The organism is Rhizobacter fulvus (assembly GCF_964020785.1).
This window is the reverse complement of sequence record NZ_OZ224516.1, coordinates 4,490,403-4,514,088: the sequence shown is the minus strand read 5'-3', so window position 1 is coordinate 4,514,088 and position 23,686 is coordinate 4,490,403. Positions and strand designations below refer to the sequence as shown.

Below are 23,686 nucleotides of genomic sequence, written 5' to 3'. Positions count from 1 at the left end.
AGCGCCGCGTCAGCGGCGGTCGCTCAACGCGTGGGCGATCGTGCCCAGGTCCACGTATTCGAGTTCGCTGCCGATCGGCACGCCGCGCGCCAGCCGCGTCACGCGCAGGCCGCGAGCCTTCAAGGCCTCGGCCAGCACGTGCGCGGTGGCCTCGCCTTCGGCGGTGAAGTTGGTCGCGATAATCACCTCTTCGGTGTGGCCGTCGGTCGCGCGCGCGATCAGCTCGCGCGCGCCGATGTCGTCGGTGCCGACGCCGTCGAGCGGGCTCAATCGCCCCATCAGCACGAAATACAGCCCCCGGTAGCTGCCGGTGCGCTCGAGCGCGGCCTGGTCGGCCGGGGTCTCGACGACGCAAAGCTGGCGCGCATCGCGCGTTCCGTCCAGGCACACGCTGCAGACCGCCGCCTCGGTGAAGGTGTGGCAGCGCTCGCAGTGCCGCACGTTGACGACCGCCGATTCGAGCGCGAACGCGATCCGGCGCGCGCCCTCGCGGTCATGCTGCAGCAAGTGGAACGCCATCCGCTGCGCCGATTTCACACCGACGCCGGGCAGGCGCCGCAGCGCCTCGACCAGCGCGTCTACCGACGGTTCGGCCATGCGGCTCGGCCCGTGGGCTAGAACGGGAACTTCATGCCCGGGGGCATCGGCATGCCCGCGGTCAGCTTGCCCATCTTTTCCTGGCTGACTTCCTCGGCGCGGCGCACGCCGTCGTTGAACGCGGCGGCGACCAGGTCCTCGAGCATGTCCTTGTCGTCGGCGAGCAGGCTCGGGTCGATCGTGATGCGCTTGACGTCGTGCTTGCAGGTCATCACGACCTTCACGAGGCCCGCGCCGGATTGCCCCTCGACCTCGATGTGCGCGAGCTCTTCCTGCGCCTTCTTGAGGTTGTCCTGCATCGCCTGGGCCTGCTTCATCAGCCCGGCCAACTGGTTCTTCATCATCGTGTGTGCTCCAAAAAAATTCAGTGCGGTTTGACCGATCCGGGCACGATCCGCGCGGTCTTGTACTGCGCCATCAGCGCCTGCACCAGCGGGTCGTCGTGGATGACCTGTTCGGCGTGCGCCTGACGGCGCGCGCGTTCGGCGGCGTCACGCTTGGCCGGTGAATCCTCGGCCGGGCCGGGTTCGACCTCTAGGCGCACCGCGCACTGCAGCGACTCCGCCAGCGCGGCCTGCAGCTTCTCGCACGGCGCCGCCGCGCGCAGCGTCTCGCGCTCGACCCGCAGGCGGCACACGATCGGCGTGGCCCGTTCGTCGAGCGCGACGCACTGGGCCTGCATCGCCAGCTCGCGGGTGAAGGCGCTGATGCTGCCGGCGTCGGTCAGACCGCGGACCACCTCGGCCCAGCGCGCACCGAGCGCGGTCGGGGTGAATTCGACCGCCGCGGGCCGCGCGACAGGCGGCGGCGCCGGCGCACGCGCCACGGCGACCTCCTCGCCCTCGAAGGGCGCCTCGTCCATCCAGGGCGGCGGCTCGCTCTCGCGCGCGACCACCCGCAACGCCGGCGCCGGTGCGACCACGGCCGGCTGCGCCGCGGCGGGCGCAGGCGCGGGTGCAGGCGTGGGTGCCACCCGGGGGGGCGCCGAGGCGACGGTGGCCACGGGCGCGACCGGCGGCCGGGCGGCGGTCGCGGTCGGGCGCGCCGCTGCGGCCGGGGCCGCGGTGGACGCGGCAGGCGCCCGCGGCACCGCGCCCTGCCCCTTCGGGCGGAACGCCAGCATGCGCAGCAAGACCATCACCAGGCCGCTGTATTCGTCGGGCGCGAGGCCGAGCTCGGCGCGGCCGTGCAGCGCGATGCTGTAGAGCAGCTGGGTCTCGTCGGCGGCGATCGATGCGGCCAGACGCTGCGCCTCGGGCGCGTCGGGGTCGGACGCGTCGAGCGCATCGGGCACCGCCTGCAGCACGGCCATCTGCTGCAGCAGCGTGGCCAATTCCTCGAGCGTGCCGGCGGCGGACAGGCCGAGCCCGCGCAGCGCGTCGGCGGCGGCCACCAGCGCCGCGCCGTCGGAGGCGGCGACGGCCTCGACGATGCGCACCGCGTGCCCGCGGTCGACCGCGCCGAGCATCTGGCGCACGCCCGCCTCGTTCAACGCGCCCGCCCCGAACGCGATGGCCTGGTCGGTCAGCGAGAGCGCGTCGCGCATCGACCCGCGGGCCGCGCGCGAGAGCAGGCGCAGCGCACCGGCGTCGGCCTCGATCCGCTCCTTCGCGAGCACGTCGGCCAGGTGCGCCTGCACGGTCTGCGGCGCCATCGGCCGCAGGTTGAACTGCAGGCAGCGCGACAGCACGGTCGGCGGCACCTTCTGCGGATCGGTCGTCGCCAGCACGAACTTCAGGTACTCGGGCGGCTCCTCCAGCGTCTTCAACATCGCGTTGAACGCGGTGGTCGACAGCATGTGCACCTCGTCGATCATGTAGACCTTGAAGCGGCCGACGACCGGCTTGTAGACCGCCTGGTCGAGCAGCTGCGAGATCTCGTCGACGCCGCGGTTCGAGGCGGCGTCGAGCTCGACGTAGTCGATGAAGCGGCCCGAGTCGATGTCGCGGCAGGCGTCGCACACGCCGCACGGTTGCGCGGTGATGCCGCCCTGGCCATCGGCGCCGGTGCAGTTGAGCGACTTGGCGAGGATGCGCGAGATCGTCGTCTTGCCGACGCCGCGCGTGCCGGTGAACAGGTAGGCGTGGTGCAGCCGCTGCTGGATCAGCGCGTTGGCGAGCGCCTGCACGACGTGTTCCTGCCCCACCAGCGCATCGAAATTGGGCGGCCGGTACTTGCGGGCGAGGACGACATAGGACATCGAGGCATTCTACGAGGCCCGATAATCCTCGCTTCGCTTCACGCCCTGCCCCGATGAACCCGACCTCCACGCCCGCCACGCTCAGCTACGAACAAGCCGGCGTCAACTACGACCTGATCGACCCGCTGAAGGTCACGGCGCAGCGCGCCGCCGCGGCCACGGCCGGGCACCTGGCGGCGCACGGTTTCACCGAGGTGGCGGCGTCGCGCGGCGAATCGGCCTACGTGGTCGACGTGGGTCCGTTCTACCTGGCCAGCATCGTCGAGTGCCTGGGCTCGAAGGCGCTGGTCGCCGACGAGATGCACGCGCTGACCGGCAAGAGCTACTACGACGGCATCGCGCAGGACACGATCGCGATGGCGATCAACGACTTGATCACGGTCGGCGCCACGCCGCTGGTCGTGCAGGCCTACTGGGCCGCCGGGGGCTCCGAATGGTTCGCGGACGCCCAGCGTTCGCAGGCGCTGGTGGCCGGCTGGAAGCGCGCCTGCGATGTCTGCCGTGTCGCCTGGGGCGGCGGCGAGACGCCGGCGCTGGCCGGCATCGTCGAGGCCGGGCGCATCGACCTCGCCGCCTCATGCACCGGCCTGATCAACCCGAAGACGCGACTGTCGGTCGGTGACCAGTTGGCACCCGGTGACGCGATCGTGCTGCTCGCGTCCAGCGGCATCCACGCCAACGGCCTGAGCCTGGCGCGCAAGCTGGTCGAGCGCCTGCCGCAGGGCTACCTCACCGAGGTGGAGCCGGGCCTGTCGTATGGCGACGCGTTGCTCGCGCCGACGGTGCTCTACTCGCCCGTCACCGAGGCGCTCTACGCGGCCGGCATCACGCCGCACTACTGCGCGAACATCACAGGCCACGGCTGGCGCAAGCTGCTGCGCCACCCCGCCGAGCACCGCTACCGCATCCACAGCGTGCCGGCGGTCACGCCGGTGCTGAAGTTCATCCAGCAGCATGCCGGTCAGGACGACCGCGAGGCCTACAGCACGCTCAACATGGGCGCGGGCTTCGCGATCTTCGTGGCCGCGGCCGACGCGCAGCGCACCGTCGACGTGGCACGTGCGCAGGGCATCGAGGCGCTCGTCGCCGGCCAGGTCGAGGCGGGACCGAAGGAACTGCTGATCGAACCGCTCGGCATCCGCTTCGGCACCGACGACCTGCAACTGCGCTAGGCCGATGCGGTTGGCGTGGGTCGCGTTGCTCGCGGCGCTGCTGAGCGGCTGCGCCGGCGTGCTGCCGCGGGTCGAACGTGTGCCCTCGACGATGCTGACCGCACCGGCCGACGCGCCGCTGGCGCAAGTGGCGCAGGACGCCGGCGCCCCGCCCGGCGAATCCGGCGTCTGGCCGTTGCTCCAGGCCAGCTACGCACTGGATGCGCGGCTGGCGATGATCGAGAACGCGACCACCTCGCTCGACCTGCAGTACTACCTGATTGGCGACGACTCGACCGGCCGCCCGATCCTGCGCGCGCTGCGCGACGCCGCCGCGCGAGGCGTGCGCGTGCGCCTGCTGGTCGACGACCTCTACACCGCCGACATGGACCGCCTGCTGCTCGGGCTGGCCGCCACGCCGAACATCGAGGTCCGGCTGTTCAACCCGTTCATCACCGAGCGGCGTTCGTCGTCGCGCCGGCTGCTGGCACTGGCACTCGATTTCAAGCGCCTGAACCACCGGATGCACAACAAGCTGTTCATCGCCGACGGCGTGATCGCGGTGGTCGGCGGGCGCAACCTCGCCGACGAGTACTTCCTGCGCGGCACGCAGGGCAACTTCATCGACTTCGACCTGACGCTGACCGGCGCTGCGGTGCCCCAGCTCGGCCGCTGGTTCGACCTGTACTGGAACAGCACGCGGGTCTATCCGGTGCAGGACGTGACGCGCGCGGCCGGCGTGCCGCCCGACGAGCCCGCGGTCGCGCGCGCCGTGTTCGACGAGGCCACGCGGGACGATCCGCGCCCCGACGTGCCGATGGCACCCGACTTCTTCGGCGGCCCGGCCTTCAGCACCGGGCTCGCCCAACGCAGCCTGTCGTTCCTGCCGGCCCGCGCCGACGCCTTCGCCGATTCGCCCGACAAGATCGACCCGGCGAACTTCAGCATCGCGGTCGACGACACGCTGACCCACCGCTTCCTGCTGCAGCTCGACGAGGCGCAGAACGAGGTCATGCTGTTCTCGCCGTATTTCATTCCCGGCCGCGAGGCGCTGGCGCGCATCGGCCGTCTGCGCGCACGCGACGTGCCGGTGCGCGTGGTCACGAACTCGCTGGCGGTCAGCGACGAACCGCTGGTCAGCGTCGGGCTCGAGCGCCATCAGCTGGTGCTGCTGAAGATGGGCGTCGACCTGTACGAGCTCAGTTCCAACCGCCTCAAGCTCGACCGCACGATGAAGGGCCTGCTCGGCACCTCGACCGGGCGGCTGCACGCGAAGCTCGGCTTCATCGACCGCCGCATGATGCTGGTCGGCTCGATGAACCTCGACCCGCGTTCGTCCAGCATCAACACCGAGATCGGCGTGCGCGTCGACAACCCGAAGCTGGCCGAGATGGTGCTGGCCGCCTTCAAGGTCGACCAGTTGGCCGGCGTCTATCAGGTCAAGCTGCGCCCGCACGGCATGGGCGTGCGCTGGGTCGCGATCGATGCCGACCGGCCAGAGGAACTCGAGGTGGATCCCGATACGAGCCTGTGGCAGCGCATGCGTCTGATGTTGCTGTCTCTTCTGGTGCCCGAAAGCCAGCTGTAGACCGAAGGACTTCGTGCGCGTCGCCTAGAATACGAAGCGACGGGCCTCCCCGCATGGAAGCGCGGCCAACCGGGTCAGGTCGGGAACGAAGCAGCCCCAACCGTTGCGACCAGTGCCGGGGTCAGGCTCGTCACCTTTCTCCTCCGAAACCTAGTACCAGCGCGGGTCCCAGCAGGGGCGCGGCTCTCCGGCCCGTTCGTGTGTCAGTCCAGTGTGTCACTTCGTAATGCGAAATGAACAAAACTGACCACATGGCAAAGCTACCTGGGCTGTACCTGCGCGGAGGCGTCTGGCAACTCCGCGTCATCATTCCCCTCGACCTTCAAGGTGCCTACGCGGGCCGCTCCAGGGTCATCAAGTCCCTGCAGACCGGCGACTACGAAGAGGCCAAGAGCAAGGCCAAGGCGCTTCATGCCGACTGGGACGCCACGTTCGAGCAGAAGCGCCGGGAGTTGAACCCGCAGCGGATCGAGACGGTGACACCGGAGATGTCCAAGGCGCTCGCCGAACGTGTAGCTGCAGCCCTGCTGCGCAACGATGACACGATCCGGGCCGACCCCAGCGCCGCCGCCCTCTTCCTCGACGCGCTACAGCCGTTCAGGACGCGCAGCAGCCTCCTCATTCCCGTCGATGCACCCTCACCCCTGCCGAAACACTTTGCGGCCTTTGGAGGTGCTCTGGACGGCCTAAGTCATGAGTTGGCGGGCGAACTGGCGGAGGTGAACGCCGGCATGGATCAATACAGCGCCGTGCAGATGGCCCTGCAGCGCATCGCCACGGTGCTGCCGATGGTCAAGGCGGAGGCCCGCTCGATGGGGCTGGAGTTTGACGAGAAGGCGCCGGGCGCCCTCACTGCCCTGCGAGAGTCGTTGAAGGCGTACCGCAGAGCCATGCAGTCCATCTCGGCACGCGATCAGGGCGCGGTGATCGACACCCCCGAGGTGCAGGACCGAGTGAATGCGCCGAAGGTCAAGGCTGTCCGACTGCGCGACGTGCTGCCTCAGTGGAAGGGGTCGAAGACGCGCAAGCCGCAGACCGTCCAGGCAGCGGAGAAGGCGCTCGCGCTATACGAGGAATGCACGGGCAATCCACCCATCACTACCCTCACCCGCTCGCAGGGCGTGGACATGCGGGCGTTCCTGCTTGCGGGTGGCGTTACGGCCAAGACCGCGCGGGACCGCTTCGACTATATCAAGGGCTTCTTGAACTTCGCCTCTCGCGAGTTGGAGTTGCTGCCGCGCAACCCGTGGGAAGGTCTTGCCATCGAGTACACGACGACGACGCCGCGCCGGCCATGGAGCAGTGAGCAACTTGCGGCTCACTTCTCACGGCCACTGCACAGCGCCTATGAATTGCCCACAGCATGGGAGGCCGGCGCTGACGCGGCTTACTGGGTTCCCCTGCTGGGCATCTTCACCGGGGCGCGCATCAGTGAGCTGTGCCAGCTACGAACCGCCGATGTCTCGACCGTCGATAGTGTCGCGGTCCTGCGTATCACTGACGAGGGTGAGGGACAGGGCGTGAAGACTGAGGCGGGCAGGCGCACCGTTCCGGTTCATGCTGAGTTGGTTCGTCTTGGATTCCTCGACTTCGTGGCTGCGATCCGCCAGGCAAAAAGTGTTCAACTCTTCCCCGCCCTTCCTCTACACAAGACGAAAGCCGGTCAGTACTTCTCGGAGTGGTTCGCGAGCACCCGCACACTTGCCGATGGGACGAAGCTGCCGGACTTCCACTCACTGCGGCACACCGTGCGCTCGAAGCTCGCATCGGCAGGCATCGCGGAGCCACTCATCGACACCTTGATCGGGCACGAGGTGAAGGGGAGCACCGGCGCCCGCACGTACACCATGAGAAGTACAGAAGACCTTCAGCGGGCGCTATCGACATTGGCCTATGCAGGCTTGGCACTGCCCAAGGTGTTCGTGAAGCCGGCCGTGGTGACGCGAAAACCAAAGCGGCGCAACTTACGCAAGGACGCGGAGTGAATGAATCTGGCACAGGAGCCGTAGGTAGCCTCCTCCTGTGCTCAAGATGAACACCGCGAAGTCCTCCGTAGGATTACGGCCGGCCGGTTGCCCATGTCGGTAGAAGTGGATCGCATCCACCCACTCCGCGAAAGACCTGAACACCCTCGGCCATGCCTCATCCCGCTGTGTCGCATCCCCGGGCATCGTGGCCTGCGCCGCTGCCAGTAAATCACTACGGATCATGGCGCCGTTGAGGTTCTTGTAGTTCGGAGCGATTACACGCGCCACAACTTCGACTGCCTCGAACACCTCGCGGATCGCGGCACGAGGGTCCATCGGTTCATTCATTGCTGCGAAGGCGGCCTCGTAGTGTTCCCGAGCGGAGGCAAGCTCCTCATGGCCAAGGCCTTTCAGGGTCGCAGTTCGTTGCGCAGCGAAGTCCTCGTCGACAGAAAAGCGGAAGCTCCCGTCGTCATCCATCCGGTAACCGAGATTCTCGTCCGAGAGTACCTTCCTTACGAACGCGACAAAAGATTGGACCTCGTCGGCCCTCACACGAGCAATGTAACGATGGGTCAATGTGAGCGCGGTGAGCACATTAGCGATAGGTGTCCTGTCAAAGAACCAGTCCCACATCGGCGTGCCGTCATTGTGGTTTCGATCGACTTCAATGCCCGCATGCATTCGGAGCATCGAATCGATCCGGTCAGAAAAACCCAGATTGATGACAGCGTGCTCAAACAGTGTTTTTACTCGTACACGAAACCTGGGGCTGTCCCGTCCCACTACGGAACGGTCAAGGTAGCGGTGAATGAATAGAGGGTGGTCAGTCGCCATTAGATGATGGTATCCCCTGTCGGAGCCACTCCATCGCCGCCTCATCAGGCTCCAGCCCCTTCCATCGGTCCTCCCGATGCAACGCCTCGGCCACATTCACAAGGTCTCCAGGGTCCACCCTCGGCCACTGTTCATGCAACTTCTCGGCACACCGCCAAGTCCACTCATGCGCGTTCATTTCGTCGGCTCTTGAATCATGTTCATCGGCCGGCCATCGTAGCGCAACTACTGTATGAATGTACAGTATCGACATGGAGCCCGCGCAGACCCCGTACCGATGCCGTTCGTGGCGCTGCGAGCTACCGCAGGTTGACTCATCGGGGGCCGGAAGGGGCCATGACGTACAGCGACCTCTACCGCTGCAGTGGATGCAGTGCCACGTTCGCGAACCCTGCGGCGTGGCGACAGGCCGTGGAGCCCACTACCCGTCATCCAAGTGCATCCAGAGCGTCCCCTTTCGGGATCGGCCCTTCGATTGACGCGGGGCCGGTGCTGCCGCTGTTGGCCTCGTGGGGCGGCTCGTCCGCGGTCATAGCCGTCCCGAATGCCTACGGGTACAACGAAGCGGACACCACGGCGATCAAGGAGGCCGCAGCTACGGCCAACAGGGCCAAGGGTCAGAAGTGGTGAGGACAACTCCCTACGGACGCTTAGATGGGTCGGCTCGAATCGCGTCACGGTACTCGCGCCATCCTTTCTCATTTGGGACATAGACGTACTTAACAAGTTCGTCGAGCATCTCAGGGAACAGATACAGCGGAGCGTTGAACGCCTGCATCACGTGACGCGAGCGCACTGACTTCCTGGCCCGCACGCCATAGCACGGGTTCTGCCTAACAAGGGCTTCTCGCGCGGGATGATTGGGATTGTCGAGCACAGACTCAAGGTAGCCACCTGAGAGGCGGAATGTGTGCCGGGGGCGGGAATGGCTGAGTTCCAACTCCACCACCGCAGTGTCCAAAATCCGCTGCTCCACACGGTTCAATGTCTTGTCAGTCACTACAAGAACTTGACAGTAGCGACGCAGTTCCCAAACAGCAAGGTCGAGGTCGATTAGGACATGGCCAATGGCGTGGGATGAAACATCGAGGTAGCGATGTTCTCCGTACTTGCCAACATGGTCGATGAACTCCCGTGACCGGTCGCTGAGTTGAACTGCGAAAGGCAGTTGAGCGGTGAGTGCCAGGGCCGCGATGATGTCGTGCCTCACCTTGCTGGCGCGAATGCGATTCACCAGCAGGATGTACTTGAGGTATTTTTCGAGTGCCTGCTGCGAGGACCACATGAACTGAGGCATGAGGTCGGCAGCGTGCGCGAGGCGTGCCGCAAGATAGTCTCTGTCCGCCATGTCGCGGAAAGATCGCCTTGCGAAGTCATTCAGGCGTCGCTCGATGTCGTCGTTGTCCACCATCGCCATAAGTTCAGCGATGTCCTCAGGTGACAGTTTCGCTCGTCTCGATGTTGCCGCGTGACCCGTACTTCGGCCCTGCTTAGTCATTAAGGTCTCCAGGTTTATGGGTCGGTCGCGGGCGGCGTAGTCGGCGACCCGATTTTTGACTGACCTACCTCGTAAGCGGGTTCGCCACTTCGGACGCCCAACTCCTTTAGGTCGAGCCAAGTGAGATAACCTCGACAACATGAATCCGCCCGATTTCCCTCGCCGTTCTAGCGAATCCGTCTGGCGCCGGCGCACCTTGATGCCTAAGAAGCCGAGCCGCTTGTCGAAGTTGTGGAGTGCTTTGAACTCGCACTTCGTCTTGTGGTTTCTGTCCGCTGTGCTGTTGTCCGGACTCTCGTTTTCGTATGCCAAGTGGAGTGCCGAGGCGGAGGCCATTAGGAAAGAGAAGGCCTTGATCATTCGCCTTGACCAGGAAATCGTTCACCGAATGTCGTATGGCACATCGGTAGCCGTACAGATTCAGAGCTTCCGCAAGATGCAGGCTGACGACGAAAAGCGCGTGCACCTGAAGAACGGCAGGGTGATCCTCGGCCGCGTCTTTGGCTTGCCCGATGCCGGATATGTCCTATACCCGGAATTCAAAGAAAGGACGCTTGAGTCGCTCATGCGAGAGTTGGCGACCTACCTACCTGAAAGAGAGAGCAGTTGCATTGTGTGGGCGGCTCATGACGTATGGGAAATGGGACTAAGGTTCCAGGGCATCGACAAACTGGACACGGTTGCTAACAACCTGCAGAGCAATCTAGAAAATGTTGCGAGCATCCGTTGGGGAGTCCTCGCGCTTTGGGGCATACCGGGCCAAGGTAAGGATGTGCAGCCGAAGCGAACAGATTGCGGACCGACTAACGCCGCGCCTAATGCGAAGTGACAGCGGAGCCTAAGCGCGACGCTGGTCTCGCTAGAGTTCCCAACATTGAACTATTGGAACGGGCCTCGGTTACGCAAAAGGTGCTTCGCCAGTCTGGAATTGATGCTGGTGAACAACGCTGCAAATCGTTGCGCGCTCTCGTCGGTAATAACCTTCTCTGGCTCACTCGCCATCTTCTTAAGAAACAGTGCCGCGGGTCGAGTCTTGTGGAACTTGATGTCAAGTGCCCCGAGCGCTGCCTCAAATCGCTTGGCGACTCTGGGCAACTTCGGGTTCAGTTCTAGTTTCTTGCCCTTTAACTCTGCCGCGTAGCTCTCACGCACTAACCGCTCATACACGGCCGAGTCCAGTAGGTCTTCCACATCCGCCTCCAATGGCGAGGGCGCAACGAACGCCTCCGACACGAAGATCACGTTGCTGTCAGCGATGAGCCTGCTCTTGACTAGCTGGTCTCTCGTAGCTCCCGCTTCTTTCTCCTGATCTAGCAGCACCAATACGTTCTGCTGCTCGGAGGTGAGCAAGGCAACCATATACGAGACCTTTTGTGCGCCACCTACCGGGGTGATAGTCAGGTCCAGATTGAGCGAAGGCTTCTCGAGTCCAGCAAGGTATTCGGACGCGCTAGACAAGATCCAGAAGTCAGTGACACCTTCGACGATCAGATTGTTCGATCCAATAAAGAGTCCCTGCGCGATGTTGTAGCCAAGCGCGGCCTGCAGTGGAAACAGCGTGCGCGCATCGCCGGTGGGGTCGTTGGTGACAGTGGTTCCATTCGTCTCATCTATGCTGACCGTGCGGATAGATTCAAGTCGATGCGTCGGGACCATGGATGGCGAATGCGTCGTGTAGACGATTTGATTCTTGAAGTCCTTCTCGAAGTGACCCAGGAGGTCACTTTGCGACCGAGCATGGAGGTACAGACCCGGCTCATCAAGTAGCAGGATTGCATCTTCGGCGGCACCGCCATTCGTGTCTGCGAAGAACGTGACATAGAAGGAGAAGAACCATTGAAAGCCTCTGCTACGTTCATCGAGGTTCACCTCGACCTCGTAAGTCGAACTCGGGTCAGAAACGAGAGTGTCTAGGTGGTGCGCGTCGAGGTTGAACCGGATTTTCAATGCCCGATCTTTCCAAAGCCGGCGAATCTCCGAAGTGACCACTGAGCCAGCACGATTGGCAAGTTGATTGCGAGTCTCTTGGTCGTTTTGCTGAAGCAGGGTTTCCAGTTCCTGCGGCATTAGCCCAGCCACCTTGCACAGTTTCTCGAAGTTCAGGTCAGCAGACGTACGTTGATTCTGAGCCTTACGAGCGAGGTATTCAGCGATGTCTTGATGGCCATGCAAGTCGGGGTACTCATCGACATAGATGAACTTAGGCATCTTGCCGATGACCCACGATCTTGCGGCTGCATGCTTCTCTTCATCGCTGCCGACAAGTTCAGCTAAGTGCTCCAATTCCACTACGATCGAATCTTGCTTTTCGGACAGTTCAGCATCCACTCCAGCTAGAGATTTTCGCAGCGCATTGAGGGCGCCTAACGCCTTCTTGCCCCATGCCGTCCAGTCCGACACTAAGACCATGGAAGCGTCGAACGACGAAGCCGCTTGAGAGAGCGCCGCTTTGCCGGGTTCCTCCAGTTTGTCGGCCAGGGCTTGAACGGCAGGAAAAACCTTTCGGACCTTTGCGGCTACATCGGCGGGAATGAAAGGCAGCGGTACAAGATCGACGAAGCCCACTTCACGCACTTTGCTGTAGCGTCGTGAAACCTCAACTTGCTTGACTTCTTTGGCTCTCGGGAGGATTTCGGCTAACTCGGCTTGCTCATGTGCATCGAGCGACCAAACCGAATCCACTACTTCGGTATCGTCAGTGCATTCCGAAAGCCTCCGATGGCGCGGAAAGTTCTTTATAGGACTTAGGGCAGCAATTCCCTCTGCTGGGTTGAGACTTCGCAGTGCGCGCAACAAGTTCGACTTACCACTTTCATTCCTGCCCAGAATCGCTGTGATCTGTGCCACATCGATCCATCCACTGTCGGTGACGGAGCGGAAGTTTGTGATCTTGAATGACTCCAAGCGCATATACGGTCTCTCTCTGTCCTGTAGGTGACGGAATGTACTTGCAGTACCGCAAGGCGGCCACGCCAAGGCTTCCTGGGTTTGCAGAGAAAATCTGAGCGGTGAGCTCGTGAGTGCTTCCCTGCTGAATCCCCCCGTGCCCCCTCGACTCCCTGGAGATTCAACAGGGCACCCCCCACGCCACAAGGCGACCCGGTCTTTTCCGCGTGCGGTCTGAGTCGGTCGCAACCGGCGGCCGGACGCTCACCGAATCCGTTGTCATTGCCCTGTTCTGGGGGGGTGGGCTCGAAGAGTGCTGACGCCCGGTGAAGGCTTCAAACCCCCACCTTAGGAGAACCACAGGGTTCCCGCTGCTCTTCAATGCTCCCGATGTGGCACTGTCGGAGACTGGCACGACGCGCTTGGGTCCACAAGTTGTCGGTACTGAGCCTGTCTCGGCCACCCCGCTGACAGGTGGCTCACTTCTGCACTTGTGGTAGTTGTGAACATGGCTCACAATATGGCTTGCACTACTGGGCCACCTCAACCATGAACACCGTCTACTACCTTCGCGTCAGCACCAAGGATCAATCCATCGAGTCGCAGCGGACGGCACTTGGCATCACTGACGCTACCGACCCCGACACCGTGTTCATGGATGAGGGGGTCAGCGGCGCAATCGACGCACTCGACCGGCCGGGCTTCGGAGACTGCGCCCGGTACTGCCGAAGGGGTGACGTGCTCAAGGTGACTGCGCTTGATCGACTCGGCCGGAACGCCATCGACGTGCAACAGACGTTCGCCATGCTGATCGGCAAGGGGGTCATCGTCAACGTGCATGGCCTCGGTGTCATCGACGGGGCCTTCGGCACTCTGCTGGTGACGATCCTCTCGGGTGTCGCGCAGATGGAGCGCCAGCGCATCATCGACCGAACCGAGGCCGGCCGGGAGACCGCTAAGAGGCACCTTGCAGAGCACGGCAAGACCCATCGAGGTAAGGCATCACTTGGCCGACCTGTGGGCATCGTAGGTGGATGGGCCGACCAAGCTCCGCGTTACGTTGACCCGGTAAAGGTGGTCGCATGGCGGACGGAGAACAAGGCCAGCATCTCACGCACCAGCATCGAGTTCGGCATCTCGCGCTCGACCGTCAAGAGGTACTGCCAACCGGCCCGCGTTGCCTGAGGGCTCACCGGGCGTAGTCGATTAGGGCCGACCTAAGGAGAACCACACCGATCTGATTCACCCACCTTAGGAAGAACCACACCGCTTCGCCGAGAGGCCACCCGATCGCATTCACCCGAGTGCTGTCCGGTGGCCTCTTCTACGTCAGTCAAGCCATTCCACACTGTGGGAGTGACGATCTGACGGTCTGCCTTTTCCCGATCTTCAATGGAACACCCAATGTCCCCCACCCCGTACACCAACAACACCAACAAAGTCCTCAGCCGCTACATCAAGGCCGCTGACGGAACCACCCTCGTTCTGAACTACCAGCACCGCGAGGCCAACGGCATCCGGTCCGCCATCCAGCGAATCCGCCTGACGGGTGACAAGACGCCCTCACTCGCGCTCATCGCAAGGCGCTCCATCAGCGTCTACCTCGCGCACCTCGAATCGAGCCCTACGGCATTCGCCAATGAGGTTGCTGCGCTTGAGAAGTTGGCTACACGAGTCCCTGACCGGCAACGGTCTTCAACTAAGTCATAACGCGCGTGACCGCACACGACTTCACCCACGCGTCCCATAACTCATCCACTCCGACCACACAACCATGAACAACTTCACCGTCTCTCTCAACGCCGAGCGTTTCCTTCAATGCATGCACAGCGACAGCGTCTCCGATGTAGGGACCTACATGCTGATCCGCGCCCACATGCTTCTCTCTCCAGATCACAGAATGACTAGGGCAGGCATCCATGCAGCACTTCGCACTAGTACTTTTGAAGCCATGGAGTCTGTGGAGGCAGTCATCGCCAAGCATTTCAGAACGCAACCAGACGGGTCGATCTACAGCCCCGACCTCGATGACGCACCAGAAGCGCCGATGTGAGCAGGCCCCCAACCCTGTTCGACAACAGCCGAGTCCATTCATTCCTGGCTCCGTACTACCGCCTCAAGGAACTCCTTGCCGACTACCTGTTGAGTTCCACGTAATCCTGACCCGCCTTTTCCATTCAATAGTGACCCACCCGTATTTGAGCCCCGCGGGCTCACGTTGTGGATAACTTCTTGGTCTTGGACTCCTTCTTGGGTTGGGTTGGTTGGGCTGAACTGTTCTTGAAGCGGTAGCTGTCGTTGCCGGTCTCCAGGATGTGGCAATGATGCGTGAGCCGGTCCAGCAGCGCCGTCGTCATCTTCGCATCGCCGAACACGCTGGCCCACTCGCTGAAGCTCAGGTTGGTCGTTATCACCACGCTGGTCCGCTCGTAGAGCTTGGACAGCAGATGGAACAGCAACGCCCCGCCTGACGCGCTGAACGGCAGGTAGCCCAGCTCGTCGAGGATGACCAGGTCGGCGTACATCAACCGGTGCGCGATCTGACCGGCCTTGCCCGTGGCCTTCTCGAGCTCCAGCGCATTGACCAGCTCGACCGTGGAGAAGAACCTTACGCGCCGATGATGATGCTCGACGGCCTGCACCCCGAGCGCAGTGGCCAGGTGCGTCTTGCCCGTGCCCGGCCCGCCGACGAGCACCACGTTCTGCGCATCCTCTAGGAACTCGCATCGGTGCAGCTGACGCACCAGTGCTTCGTTGACCTCGCTCTGCCCGAAGTCGAAGCCTGCGAGGTCGCGGTAGACGGGCAAGCGCGCCAGCTTCAACTGGTAGGCCACCGAGCGCACCTCGCGCTCCGCCGTCTCCGCCTTGAGCAGCTGCGACAGGACCGGCTGCGCGTCTTCGAAGGCGGGTGCACCTTGTTCGGCCAGTTCCGCTACCGCGTGCGCCATGCCGTGCATCTTGAGTTCGCGCAGCATGATCACGATCGCCGCGCTCGCAGGGTCATGACGCATGGCAGTTCTCCTTGGCCGCGTAGGCGTGCACAGCGGCCTGGGCCTTGCCCCGCAGCGCGTCGTAGCGCAGCACGTTGGCCTGCGGCTCGTTGACCAGGCGCAGAGCCTGCGGCGCGGTCACCGGCGGCGCGGGCGGCTTGCCGTCGAGCAGCCGGTGAAGCACGTTGAGCACATGCGTCTTCGTCGGCACGCCGGCTTCCAGCGCCAGCTCCACCGCGGCGAGCACGGCCTGCTCGTCATGGTGCAGCACCAGCGCCAGGATCTCCACCATCTCCCGGTCGCCGCCGGGTTGTCTGAGCAACGAGCCTTGCAGCCGCCGGAAGCCCTCGGGCAGCTCGGCGAACGGCGCGCCGTTGCGCAGCGCTCCCGGCTTCCTCTGCAGCACCGCCAGGTAGTGGCGCCAGTCGTAGACGGTCTGGCCGCTCGTGTCGTGGCGCCGGTCGATGATGCGAACGTGCTCGCACACGATCTGGCCCTCGGCCGCGACCACGAGCCGGTCGGCATAGGCCCGCAGGCTCACCGGGCGGTTGGCATACGACGCCGGCACGCTGTAGCGGTTGCGCTCAAAGTGCACGAGGCATGTCGGCGAGACACGCTTGGTGTGCTCGACGAAGCCGTCGAAGGCGCGAGGCCGCTCCATCAGGAACGCCTTCTCTTGCGCCCACACGTCGGCAACGGTGCCGGGCAGCCTGCCGTGGCTGATCTCGGCCCACAGCGCCTTGCAGCGTTGCTCGAGCCAGTCGTTCAAGGCGTCCAGCGTCGGGAACGCAGGCGTCGGTTGCCACAGCCTGTGCCGAGCGTCGCGCACGTTCTTCTCGACCTGGCCCTTCTCCCAACCGGAGGCGGGGTTGCAGAACTCGGCCTCGAACAGGTAGTGGCTGACCATGGCCTGGAAGCGCGCGTTGATGTCGCGCTCCTTGCCGCGTCGAACCTTGTCGACGGCGGTGCGCATGTTGTCGTAGATGCCGCGGCGCGGGACGCCGCCCAGCACCTCGAAGGCGTGGTTGTGCGCGTCGAACAGCATCTCGTGGGTCTGCAGCGGGTAGGCCCGCAGCAGGAACGCCCGGCTGTGGCTGAGCTTGAAGTGCGCAACCTGCAGCTTGGTGCGCTCGCCGGCAATGACGGCCCAGTCCTCGCTCCAGTCGAACTGGAAGGCCTCACCCGCGCCGAAGGTCAGGGGCACGAAGGTGCCGCGTCCAGTGGTCTGCTCGACCTCGTGCCGCTGCGCGGTCCAAGCTCTGGCGAAGGCAGCGACGCGGTTGTAGGAACCCGCGTAGCCGAGCACGACGAGGTCGGCGTGCATCTGCTTCAACGTTCGCCGCTGCTTGCGCGACTTGGTCGCCTCGGCCTTGAGCCAGCCCGAGAGTTTGTCGGCATACGAGTCGAGCTTGCTCGGGCTCGCGCGCTTCGCGTACCGGGGCTCGACCGTACCGGCCCGAAGGTACTTCCTGATGGTGTTGCGAGACAGGCCGGTGCGTCGGGCTATCTCGCGGATGGACAGCTGCTCGCGCAGGGCCCACCGCCTGATGACACTCAGTGTCGCCACGTCAATCACTCCTACTGCTCCCTGCCACTCAAAGCAGCAGGTTAGGGTTCTTGCGTGGGTCAGTTTTAAATGGAAATCAGCGGGGTCAGTGGATCACTTCTGGATGGAAATCAACAGCCGCTACTTCCCTAACCAACTCGAAAGAAAACCATGGCCACACTCAACAGCGTCCGCATCGCCTCCGCTATCGGCACCATCCACCCGGATCATCTTCAGACCCTTCTGGCGGACTCCCGATACACGGCCGCTCAAGTCGCAGCAATCGCCGGCACTACACCGGGACGCCTCGCGCAACTCTTTGCAGAGCCCGTGCTGACCCGCCAGCCCCTTAACTGGGTCTCCGAGGCAGTCGTGGGGACACCTTATCCGTACACCGGTCAGTTCGCGGGGCAACTCGCGCAGGTCTACGCCGGCCCCGGGGAACCCGGCTTCACTTGGGGGGCACCCGTGTACGTCTCCGACACCACACGCCCCATTGCTTCCATCAACGACTAAACACATCGAGAACAGACCATGACCTACCAGAGCTACATGATCGGCCAGGACGATCCGCAACCTATCCCTGACGCAATGGCACATCCGCAGTCACAGCACCGCATCGGGGGCACTGTCTCCGTGGTCACGACCATCGACGGCGTTGTCACCGAGACCACTCGCGGGCAGGACCGAGGCAACACCGGGGAACTCCATCCGTACCACGGCACCGACTCCCTCTTGGCATCTGCCCGGCACCCCCTCGGGCTTCCGCTCTATCAGATCGAGGCAACGACGCTGCTGGAAGTGAACGGGGTTCAGGCCCCGGTGTCCTTCTGGGTCAAGGAGGGCGTGCTGCAGAAGAACCAAGACGGTTCATTCACCGAGGCAGCAAGTCGGCCCATGGCTGCTGCGCAGGCCGACACTTCCGGGTTCCATCCCATCGCTGATCACCAGATGGCAATCGTGAACGCTGCACTGGGGGACGTTGATCAGGGCAACCTCGACGGCCTCGCTTCGGTGGCTATGGGCGTTGCAGTGGGTCGCCTCGATGCGTCCGCTCTGTCCCACAAGTTCAGTCAGGTTAGCGGCCACGATGGAGAACAAGGCAGCGGCCGACTCGAATCCATCCGTGCCGTGTATCAACAGCAGGCCGACTCAGCGATCACTTCGCGCTACGGCATCGCCGCCGAGGATCGTGGAGCGTTTTACTCCTGGGCCAAGCAGAACATGCAGGGTCAGCTGCAAGAGGCAGTGATGAAGCAAATGCACTACGCCGATGTCACCGGCTACAAGGCCATCGCGGCCCGCTGGCTGTCTGTCACGCCCCCGAGTGATGCTGCACTGAAGGCTGCGGGCCATCCGGTTCGCATGCAGGGGGGCCAGCGGGAAGTCTTCGTGGCCGGCCAATGGATGCGGCCCGAAGCGGCTGCGCGGATGAGCATGCTGTAGCACCCCCCCAAGAAGCAGGAAAGCCCCCTCTCGGGGGCCTCCTTCAGCACTAGCGTTGGGGACCTGTATCGGCTCGCCTTAGGCGGACTGCGGCTGCCCCTTCAGCCGGGACGCGACAAGGTGCAGACCGAAGCCCCACGCCTCGACCCCATCGCATGTGCTCACGCCGCCGAACATGGGCAGGACATCGAAGGCCATCCCATCAGTCCTTGCCCCCGTGGCGCAAGTGATGAAGATGTCATAGCCGAGGCAATGAGCGATGGTGTTGATCAGGGCGTTCATGTAGTCGGCTTTCAGTAGTGAAGGCCCGGACTCTGAACCACGTTGATCGAAGGGTACAGCCCTGAACGGCGACTGTTCCCGAGTGGGCAGCAATCCACCCGCCAATTCTGTGACCGTCACAGTTTCCGTCACGCTTACGAATTTCGATTGCCGACCGAAAACATCCATCACTTCCAACACCAAGGGGAGCCCTCAGCGGCTCCCTTTTTCATTTCCGAATCGGACTGAACATGAGACCACATCACGCGGATCGCCGCACGCCGTCAAGGCGGATCAAGCAAGCTCGACCACCACCCACAACTCTCGAAGCGGTCATCATCGACGGTGCCCCATGGTTTCGCCTTCGGGACATCCTCAGGGCCACCGAGCATCGCCCCTTCTTCATCCGCAAAAGCATGCTGCCCTTGGCGGGACTGCGGAAGTTCCTTCATGACTCGTACAAACGGCTGGCTCCCGCTGTACTCCACCGCATCAATGCCGTGTGGTGCAACAGCCGCTGATGGCGCAACGGTAGGGAGACACCCGCCGCGATTCGAGGTCAGTCGCTGGTTCTAGGGGGTGACCAGACGTAACAATGAGGCATCATGCACCGCCGCCCTTCGCGGTGTATTGGAGTAGAGATGCGAACGAAGTACCTTGTTATGGCCCTCGCAGTTTTCACGTCTGGCACTGCAGTGGCTGGCGATCATGCGGTAAAGGCGTACATCAAGAAGGACGGCACATATGTCGCTCCTGCGATGGCTACCGACCGCAACGCGACTAAGCTCGACAACTACTCGACCAAGGGGAATGTCAATCCGTACACGGGCAAGGCGGGCACCGTTGATCCGTACAAGGTCGAGCCAATGCGGCTCAAAAAGTAGAAAGGCGCGTGCGTCAAGGAACTGTGGGACGAGCCTTCAAGCACGTCCTGCCCTGGTCCCCTTCGGACCCATCGCACAGACAACTGTGCGGCACAAGTGAGAACGATTCCCCATGAAGAAAGTCATCTCTGCATCAATCGGTGCGCTGCTCATGTCACTCGCCGGCTTTGCAATCGGCCACAGTGGAGGCACTGACTCCGCCGGGTGCCACACGGAAACTGCAACCGGCCTGTACCACTGCCATAAGCCCAAGTGACTTTGGCGTTGCAAGTATCAACACGCCACTTTTAGCGTCAGCGGCGGGTGGACTCTGGGACGGACTGCTACATCCGATCCTGGGGTTCGATCATCTACTCGCTATGGTCTGCGTCGGGGTGGTCAGTGCGCTTCTTGTGCGAACCGCTGTGTGGGCCATGCCCGCTTCGTTTGTCCTTGCGATGGCCCTGGGGGGTATGGCGGGATTGCAGGGTGCCGTCCTTCCCCAAGGCGAGAAGCTAATCGCAGCATCTCTACTCGCGTTGGGGCTCGTCGTCTCTGTCGGACCCTTGCTACCTCGTCACAGACGATTGATGTTCTGGACCGCTACCGCATTCGCGGCAGTCTTCGGTGCCGCACACGGTAACGCGCATGGGCTTGAAATTCCGGGGACTGCCGATCCGGCTGCGTTCACCGCAGGCTTCTTGCTGGGCACGACAGCTTTACATCTAATTGGCGTAGGGATGGGCCTTTGGGCCGACCGCGAGCAACGTCTGATGGCCTTGCGACTTGGCGGGCTGTTTACCGCTGCGCTCGGACTGGGTCTGCTGACGAAGTGAGTCAGCACGCGGGCGGTACACAGGGCAGTTGCGCTACGAGCTGGAGCATCGACAACGTCTCCTCTGGACTGAGCATCGAGGCACTTGGGTAGGAGACGCGCGCTAACCAGACTGCCGCGCCTACGTCGGTCACCTTGCCTGACGCGAGCGCCAGTTCCGTGAACCGTCTACACCACTGCGCTTCGTACTTGTCCACTTGTTCAGGTCCTGGGCCCTTCCCCAAGGAAGCAGTGTCCTTCCCCACATCGGGCTGCAGCGACAAACGCAGACGATACTTGCAGTAGGTTTGACATAGAACAAGCGGGTGCCTTCCGCGCCCAACGCGACCCTTGCAGCGGTCATCGCGTGGGGCGAGGTAGCGTCGCTAGTGAACGCGAGTGTCAGTGCGCGACCAAAATAGTGGGAACGCTGTTTGCGTGCGTCATCCCATGGCTGCATCAACGCCGACGATCGGCGAGGGCGAGTGGCGCGCACGATTCATTTCCGCTATGAGGTCGCTGGACCCTACATCTAGCGACGCAGAGGCCGCGTGGGCAGCTGAAATCGTCTACCTGAACGCGCATCTGCTCAATCCCGAGGAGATGGCGTGGAAGTACGTTGGACTTACCGAACGGCGGTCTGTGAAGCGGACGCCATGAGTCCGTTCGACCAAGGCGGGCCACCATGCAAGGATCAGGCGCGGGCCTTCAGAGCAAGTCAGGCTGGACAGCCGTTGGCCCGTCCGGGCGTGCGTCGTACAAGTCAGTGGGCTGAAGTCGAATCAGCGCCTTCGCTTCTTCCACCGATCCGGTAAGCCAAGTGCGGAAGTCTGCGACCTCCAGTGGCACCACCGTTCGCTTGTCTTGCTGATCCATCGGTAGCAACACCTCCGGCTTGTGGAACCGACTGAGCAGCGGATGCCCGTCGCAGTTCTGCGTGAGCATGCTGTAGCTCTCGAAGACCTCGCCCGTCGCCGGATCGACCCAAGTGTTCCATGCCCGCGAGGTGCCACGGCTGCCCATCGGAGCGCCTGAACGTCCACCACACGTTCTTCCCTGACTCCCAGTTCGGGTAGTCGAATCGCTCGGCAGGAATGAGACATCGCTGACCGCGAGTCCACGGGCCCGCATAGGTCTTCTTCTGGGTCAACTCTTCAGACCTCGCGCAGTTGGTCATCCTCGGTGCGTTGTTGGGCTTCTTGTCCTTGTCGCCGATCAACGCCCACGTCCCGACGACGAGTTCAGGCTCGCCAGCGTGGGACCGAATAAAGGGGCCAATTCCGAACGGGCCGATGCCCGGTCGCCATGTCTTGTCGCCCGTGACGGGCACGCCGAACTCCCACTGGGCGCGAATGATTTCGGCGCGGGTCGGGTGGTAGCGGTTGCACATTCGGCGATGCTACTATCGCGCCTCGTGTGTCACTTTGGTGTTGCACTCACGAAATGGCATCGGCCGCAAACCCGCGCCAGTGCTAGGTTTCAGAGGAAACGAGTCGAGGGTCAGGCTCGTCACCTTCAATTCCCAAGACCCACGCTTGAACGGTCGACGACCCGAGGCGCCGCTCGGATGCTTGATCGGCATTCACCAGCCGAAAAGCGACTTGGACCGTTTGATCAGTTGATGCCGCACGCTGTATCGCCCCGGCACGGGAATCGGCAGGAACGAAGTCCAATATCGGGCACCCACCATGCAGCGATCCAGCATGCCGTGGATCATTCGCAATTCCAACGGGCCGACCAATAAAAGGCCCCGGCGCATCGCCGCCAGTCGTCTCGGCGACGCGCTTTGGACGCCAAAGCGCGGCAGATAGGTCAGCAACGCGTAGAGCGACGCACGCGCGAACGGATTGTCGACTTTGGTCAACGTTCTGTCGTCGTCCAGCAGCTCCGGATAACGCTTCGTCAGGTAGACAGCGTCGAACAACGACGCAAGAAAGCTGGGATGCGGAGGATAGTTCGTCAGATCGTTGAACCATGACGCGGCGATGTAGAGCAACTGAAACTCGGCAGACAGCCGATTCACTGGCCGACCGCGAAAGAGGCTCGGCACAACCCCCACCTGCTGAACTGTTGCGGCGATCAATGCACCGCCATTGAGTCGCAGTGGGGAATCCGCGCCAAACAACTCCGTATGAAGTTCGACCAGCGTCCGCAACGCATCGTTGCGCAACGGTGGACCATGCTGCAGGCCCTCAACTTCCGGAAAGTCCAACCGCCGGTAAGCGCTGGACAGGAGTGCCGCTTCGATGCGCGCATAGCCAGCGCGCGGGACGAGCACATCAACATCACCCATGGGGCGCAGGTGGGGTTTTGGATACAACTGCTCCGCGACCGAGATGCCCTTCAGAAGCGTCACGGGTACGCCTGTAGCGCGGCCCGCGCGCAGCACATCGAGGGCCGTTTCGACCAAGCACTGATGATTCACCTGCGCTGTCAAGTCGGCCGCCACCAAACCAGATTGCCAATCGGCCGGAACCGAAGCACCCGTGGCCTGCGAAGCGTGCCACAGCAGCGGACCCAGCCCACCCTCGAGCACCCACCGAAGCTGACGCTCAGCGTCGGTCAGCAGATCGAACCGCAGCGTCGGCCACACGCCGGCCGCGTGGCTGAGCAACTGCGAAACCAGAGGAAATGGTTCTTTCCGCTCTTTCATCTGAATACGCGGGGTCTGCACCGTGGGCTTTGCCCTCCTGAAATAATGCCGGATCAGCGAGCCGGAGAAGTACATGGCAAAGCCACCCCCCCTCGGCAACCGGGAGGGAATCATGATCCGCGAGCTTGGCAGTGAACTTGTCGCGCTAGACACCATTGAATGCCAGGTGCACCAACTGAACGCAACCGCGAGCTTGATTTGGAAGTCCAAAAGTAGCGGCCTGTCCGAACCGGAGATTGCGGAATGTCTGACGACTGCGTATGAGGTCGACCTCGAGGCCGCCTTGAGAGATGTAGTAACGACTGTTACACAGCTCCGGGCCATTGGGCTGCTCCCGGAACCAAGCGCCGAGTGCTAGAACACAAAGTGTTCTTCGTTGTGCGATCACA

Annotated in this window: 24 protein-coding genes, 1 other RNA gene and 1 pseudogene; 14 read left to right on the top strand and 12 right to left on the bottom strand. The window is 63.0% G+C overall.

The window, feature by feature from the left end; all coding sequences use genetic code 11:
• Positions 1-9: 9 nt before the first annotated feature.
• The 3 genes from recR to dnaX are packed head-to-tail and all read right to left on the bottom strand — an operon-like array spanning position 10 to position 2,797.
• Positions 10-597 carry a recombination mediator RecR gene (gene recR, locus ACWH49_RS21520; RefSeq protein ID WP_448173312.1) on the bottom strand — a complete coding sequence of 196 codons (588 nt, stop codon included), beginning with the start codon at positions 595-597 and terminating at the stop codon, positions 10-12.
• A 17-nt stretch (positions 598-614) separates the two neighbouring features.
• Positions 615-941, bottom strand: a complete 327-nt coding sequence (locus tag ACWH49_RS21515) for a YbaB/EbfC family nucleoid-associated protein (RefSeq protein ID WP_056468836.1) — start codon at positions 939-941, stop codon at positions 615-617.
• A 20-nt stretch (positions 942-961) separates the two neighbouring features.
• The gene (gene dnaX, locus ACWH49_RS21510) at positions 962-2,797 is read right to left on the bottom strand and encodes a DNA polymerase III subunit gamma/tau (RefSeq protein WP_448173311.1); all 1,836 of its coding nucleotides are present in this window, start codon (positions 2,795-2,797) and stop codon (positions 962-964) included.
• Between the two features lie 53 nt (positions 2,798-2,850).
• Here dnaX and ACWH49_RS21505 point away from each other — a divergent pair, with 53 nt between their 5' ends.
• From ACWH49_RS21505 to ACWH49_RS21490, 4 genes are all read left to right on the top strand, one after another.
• The gene (locus ACWH49_RS21505) at positions 2,851-3,969 is read left to right on the top strand and encodes an AIR synthase-related protein (RefSeq protein WP_448173310.1); all 1,119 of its coding nucleotides are present in this window, start codon (positions 2,851-2,853) and stop codon (positions 3,967-3,969) included.
• Between the two features lie 4 nt (positions 3,970-3,973).
• Positions 3,974-5,536 (top strand): phospholipase D family protein, encoded by a 1,563-nt coding sequence (locus tag ACWH49_RS21500; RefSeq protein WP_448173309.1) that lies wholly within the window; start codon positions 3,974-3,976, stop codon positions 5,534-5,536.
• 38 nt (positions 5,537-5,574) lie between these two features.
• Positions 5,575-5,671: signal recognition particle sRNA small type (gene ffs, locus ACWH49_RS21495), an RNA gene on the top strand.
• 98 nt (positions 5,672-5,769) lie between these two features.
• Positions 5,770-7,521: a DUF6538 domain-containing protein gene (locus ACWH49_RS21490; protein ID WP_448173308.1), complete on the top strand. Its 1,752-nt coding sequence runs from the start codon at positions 5,770-5,772 to the stop codon at positions 7,519-7,521.
• Here the strand turns inward: ACWH49_RS21490 and ACWH49_RS21485 are convergent.
• On the bottom strand, positions 7,501-8,340 hold the full coding sequence (locus ACWH49_RS21485) for a hypothetical protein (RefSeq protein WP_448173307.1): 840 nt from the start codon (positions 8,338-8,340) through the stop codon (positions 7,501-7,503). The two genes, ACWH49_RS21490 and ACWH49_RS21485, sit on opposite strands and share 21 nt — an antisense overlap.
• 640 nt (positions 8,341-8,980) lie before the next feature.
• A complete protein-coding gene (locus ACWH49_RS21480; protein ID WP_448173306.1) occupies positions 8,981-9,751 on the bottom strand; it encodes a HEPN domain-containing protein in 771 nt (256 codons plus the stop codon).
• Between the two features lie 226 nt (positions 9,752-9,977).
• Between ACWH49_RS21480 and ACWH49_RS21475 the strand changes: the two genes are divergently transcribed.
• Complete coding sequence (locus ACWH49_RS21475) at positions 9,978-10,667, top strand: hypothetical protein (protein ID WP_448173305.1); 690 nt, start codon at positions 9,978-9,980, stop codon at positions 10,665-10,667.
• A 50-nt stretch (positions 10,668-10,717) separates the two neighbouring features.
• Here the strand turns inward: ACWH49_RS21475 and ACWH49_RS21470 are convergent, their stop codons facing one another.
• Entirely contained in the window at positions 10,718-12,742 is a 2,025-nt protein-coding gene (locus tag ACWH49_RS21470; protein WP_448173304.1) for an AAA family ATPase, read from the bottom strand.
• Positions 12,743-13,273: 531 nt separating this feature from the next.
• Between ACWH49_RS21470 and ACWH49_RS21465 the strand changes: the two genes are divergently transcribed.
• From ACWH49_RS21465 to ACWH49_RS21455, 3 genes are all read left to right on the top strand, one after another.
• The gene (locus tag ACWH49_RS21465; protein WP_448173303.1) at positions 13,274-13,909 is read left to right on the top strand and encodes a recombinase family protein; all 636 of its coding nucleotides are present in this window, start codon (positions 13,274-13,276) and stop codon (positions 13,907-13,909) included.
• A 219-nt stretch (positions 13,910-14,128) separates the two neighbouring features.
• A complete protein-coding gene (locus ACWH49_RS21460; RefSeq protein ID WP_448173302.1) occupies positions 14,129-14,434 on the top strand; it encodes a hypothetical protein in 306 nt (101 codons plus the stop codon).
• A 64-nt stretch (positions 14,435-14,498) separates the two neighbouring features.
• Positions 14,499-14,777 carry a hypothetical protein gene (locus ACWH49_RS21455; RefSeq protein ID WP_448173301.1) on the top strand — a complete coding sequence of 93 codons (279 nt, stop codon included), beginning with the start codon at positions 14,499-14,501 and terminating at the stop codon, positions 14,775-14,777.
• 160 nt (positions 14,778-14,937) lie between these two features.
• Here ACWH49_RS21455 and istB read toward each other — a convergent pair whose 3' ends face one another.
• Together istB and istA are read right to left on the bottom strand one after the other, a co-directional pair.
• A complete protein-coding gene (gene istB / locus ACWH49_RS21450) occupies positions 14,938-15,735 on the bottom strand; it encodes an IS21-like element helper ATPase IstB (RefSeq protein WP_448170693.1) in 798 nt (265 codons plus the stop codon).
• Positions 15,725-17,290: an IS21 family transposase gene (istA, locus tag ACWH49_RS21445; RefSeq protein WP_448170694.1), complete on the bottom strand. Its 1,566-nt coding sequence runs from the start codon at positions 17,288-17,290 to the stop codon at positions 15,725-15,727. The genes istB and istA overlap by 11 nt, the downstream gene beginning before the upstream one ends.
• Positions 17,291-17,431: 141 nt before the next feature.
• Here istA and ACWH49_RS21440 point away from each other — a divergent pair, with 141 nt between their 5' ends.
• Complete coding sequence (locus tag ACWH49_RS21440) at positions 17,432-17,776, top strand: hypothetical protein (RefSeq protein WP_448173300.1); 345 nt, start codon at positions 17,432-17,434, stop codon at positions 17,774-17,776.
• An 18-nt stretch (positions 17,777-17,794) separates the two neighbouring features.
• Positions 17,795-18,706 (top strand): hypothetical protein, encoded by a 912-nt coding sequence (locus ACWH49_RS21435; RefSeq protein WP_448173299.1) that lies wholly within the window; start codon positions 17,795-17,797, stop codon positions 18,704-18,706.
• Between the two features lie 78 nt (positions 18,707-18,784).
• Here the strand turns inward: ACWH49_RS21435 and ACWH49_RS21430 are convergent, their stop codons facing one another.
• Positions 18,785-18,988 carry a hypothetical protein gene (locus ACWH49_RS21430; RefSeq protein WP_448173298.1) on the bottom strand — a complete coding sequence of 68 codons (204 nt, stop codon included), beginning with the start codon at positions 18,986-18,988 and terminating at the stop codon, positions 18,785-18,787.
• A 620-nt stretch (positions 18,989-19,608) separates the two neighbouring features.
• On the opposite strand from ACWH49_RS21430, the gene ACWH49_RS21425 reads away from it, so the two are divergent.
• The 3 genes from ACWH49_RS21425 (at position 19,609) to ACWH49_RS21415 (ending at position 20,666) form a co-directional block, all read left to right on the top strand.
• Complete coding sequence (locus tag ACWH49_RS21425) at positions 19,609-19,851, top strand: hypothetical protein (RefSeq protein ID WP_448173297.1); 243 nt, start codon at positions 19,609-19,611, stop codon at positions 19,849-19,851.
• A 112-nt stretch (positions 19,852-19,963) separates the two neighbouring features.
• Positions 19,964-20,107 (top strand): YHYH domain-containing protein, encoded by a 144-nt coding sequence (locus tag ACWH49_RS21420; RefSeq protein ID WP_448173296.1) that lies wholly within the window; start codon positions 19,964-19,966, stop codon positions 20,105-20,107.
• Entirely contained in the window at positions 20,043-20,666 is a 624-nt protein-coding gene (locus ACWH49_RS21415) for a HupE/UreJ family protein (protein ID WP_448174377.1), read from the top strand. Before ACWH49_RS21420 ends, ACWH49_RS21415 begins: the two co-directional genes overlap by 65 nt.
• Positions 20,667-21,352: 686 nt before the next feature.
• Here ACWH49_RS21415 and ACWH49_RS21410 read toward each other — a convergent pair.
• The 3 genes and pseudogenes from ACWH49_RS21410 to ACWH49_RS21400 form a co-directional block, all read right to left on the bottom strand.
• Positions 21,353-21,667 carry a hypothetical protein gene (locus ACWH49_RS21410; RefSeq protein WP_448174410.1) on the bottom strand — a complete coding sequence of 105 codons (315 nt, stop codon included), beginning with the start codon at positions 21,665-21,667 and terminating at the stop codon, positions 21,353-21,355.
• A gap of 16 nt (positions 21,668-21,683) precedes the next feature.
• Positions 21,684-22,034: pseudogene (locus ACWH49_RS21405) on the bottom strand (SOS response-associated peptidase family protein); the annotation flags it as partial.
• 192 nt (positions 22,035-22,226) lie between these two features.
• Positions 22,227-23,372: a nucleotidyltransferase family protein gene (locus ACWH49_RS21400; protein ID WP_448173295.1), complete on the bottom strand. Its 1,146-nt coding sequence runs from the start codon at positions 23,370-23,372 to the stop codon at positions 22,227-22,229.
• Between ACWH49_RS21400 and ACWH49_RS21395 the strand changes: the two genes are divergently transcribed.
• Positions 23,371-23,655 (top strand): PqqD family protein, encoded by a 285-nt coding sequence (locus ACWH49_RS21395; protein WP_448173294.1) that lies wholly within the window; start codon positions 23,371-23,373, stop codon positions 23,653-23,655. The genes ACWH49_RS21400 and ACWH49_RS21395 overlap by 2 nt on opposite strands.
• Positions 23,656-23,686 lie beyond the last annotated feature (31 nt).

Bases quoted from the DNA above. Each gene is read 5' to 3' on its own strand.
- recR (WP_448173312.1), bottom strand. From the start codon at position 597: ATGGCCGAACCGTCGGTAGACGCGCTGGTCGAGGCGCTGCGGCGCCTG.
- ACWH49_RS21515 (WP_056468836.1), bottom strand. From the start codon at position 941: ATGATGAAGAACCAGTTGGCCGGGCTGATGAAGCAGGCCCAGGCGATG.
- dnaX (WP_448173311.1), bottom strand. From the start codon at position 2,797: ATGTCCTATGTCGTCCTCGCCCGCAAGTACCGGCCGCCCAATTTCGAT.
- ACWH49_RS21505 (WP_448173310.1), top strand. From the start codon at position 2,851: ATGAACCCGACCTCCACGCCCGCCACGCTCAGCTACGAACAAGCCGGC.
- ACWH49_RS21500 (WP_448173309.1), top strand. From the start codon at position 3,974: ATGCGGTTGGCGTGGGTCGCGTTGCTCGCGGCGCTGCTGAGCGGCTGC.
- ACWH49_RS21490 (WP_448173308.1), top strand. From the start codon at position 5,770: ATGAACAAAACTGACCACATGGCAAAGCTACCTGGGCTGTACCTGCGC.
- ACWH49_RS21485 (WP_448173307.1), bottom strand. From the start codon at position 8,340: ATGGCGACTGACCACCCTCTATTCATTCACCGCTACCTTGACCGTTCC.
- ACWH49_RS21480 (WP_448173306.1), bottom strand. From the start codon at position 9,751: ATGGTGGACAACGACGACATCGAGCGACGCCTGAATGACTTCGCAAGG.
- ACWH49_RS21475 (WP_448173305.1), top strand. From the start codon at position 9,978: ATGAATCCGCCCGATTTCCCTCGCCGTTCTAGCGAATCCGTCTGGCGC.
- ACWH49_RS21465 (WP_448173303.1), top strand. From the start codon at position 13,274: ATGAACACCGTCTACTACCTTCGCGTCAGCACCAAGGATCAATCCATC.
- ACWH49_RS21460 (WP_448173302.1), top strand. From the start codon at position 14,129: ATGTCCCCCACCCCGTACACCAACAACACCAACAAAGTCCTCAGCCGC.
- ACWH49_RS21455 (WP_448173301.1), top strand. From the start codon at position 14,499: ATGAACAACTTCACCGTCTCTCTCAACGCCGAGCGTTTCCTTCAATGC.
- istB (WP_448170693.1), bottom strand. From the start codon at position 15,735: ATGCGTCATGACCCTGCGAGCGCGGCGATCGTGATCATGCTGCGCGAA.
- ACWH49_RS21440 (WP_448173300.1), top strand. From the start codon at position 17,432: ATGGCCACACTCAACAGCGTCCGCATCGCCTCCGCTATCGGCACCATC.
- ACWH49_RS21435 (WP_448173299.1), top strand. From the start codon at position 17,795: ATGACCTACCAGAGCTACATGATCGGCCAGGACGATCCGCAACCTATC.
- ACWH49_RS21430 (WP_448173298.1), bottom strand. From the start codon at position 18,988: ATGAACGCCCTGATCAACACCATCGCTCATTGCCTCGGCTATGACATC.
- ACWH49_RS21425 (WP_448173297.1), top strand. From the start codon at position 19,609: ATGCGAACGAAGTACCTTGTTATGGCCCTCGCAGTTTTCACGTCTGGC.
- ACWH49_RS21420 (WP_448173296.1), top strand. From the start codon at position 19,964: ATGAAGAAAGTCATCTCTGCATCAATCGGTGCGCTGCTCATGTCACTC.
- ACWH49_RS21410 (WP_448174410.1), bottom strand. From the start codon at position 21,667: ATGGGCAGCCGTGGCACCTCGCGGGCATGGAACACTTGGGTCGATCCG.
- ACWH49_RS21395 (WP_448173294.1), top strand. From the start codon at position 23,371: ATGGCAAAGCCACCCCCCCTCGGCAACCGGGAGGGAATCATGATCCGC.
- ACWH49_RS21400 (WP_448173295.1), bottom strand. From the start codon at position 23,372: ATGTACTTCTCCGGCTCGCTGATCCGGCATTATTTCAGGAGGGCAAAG.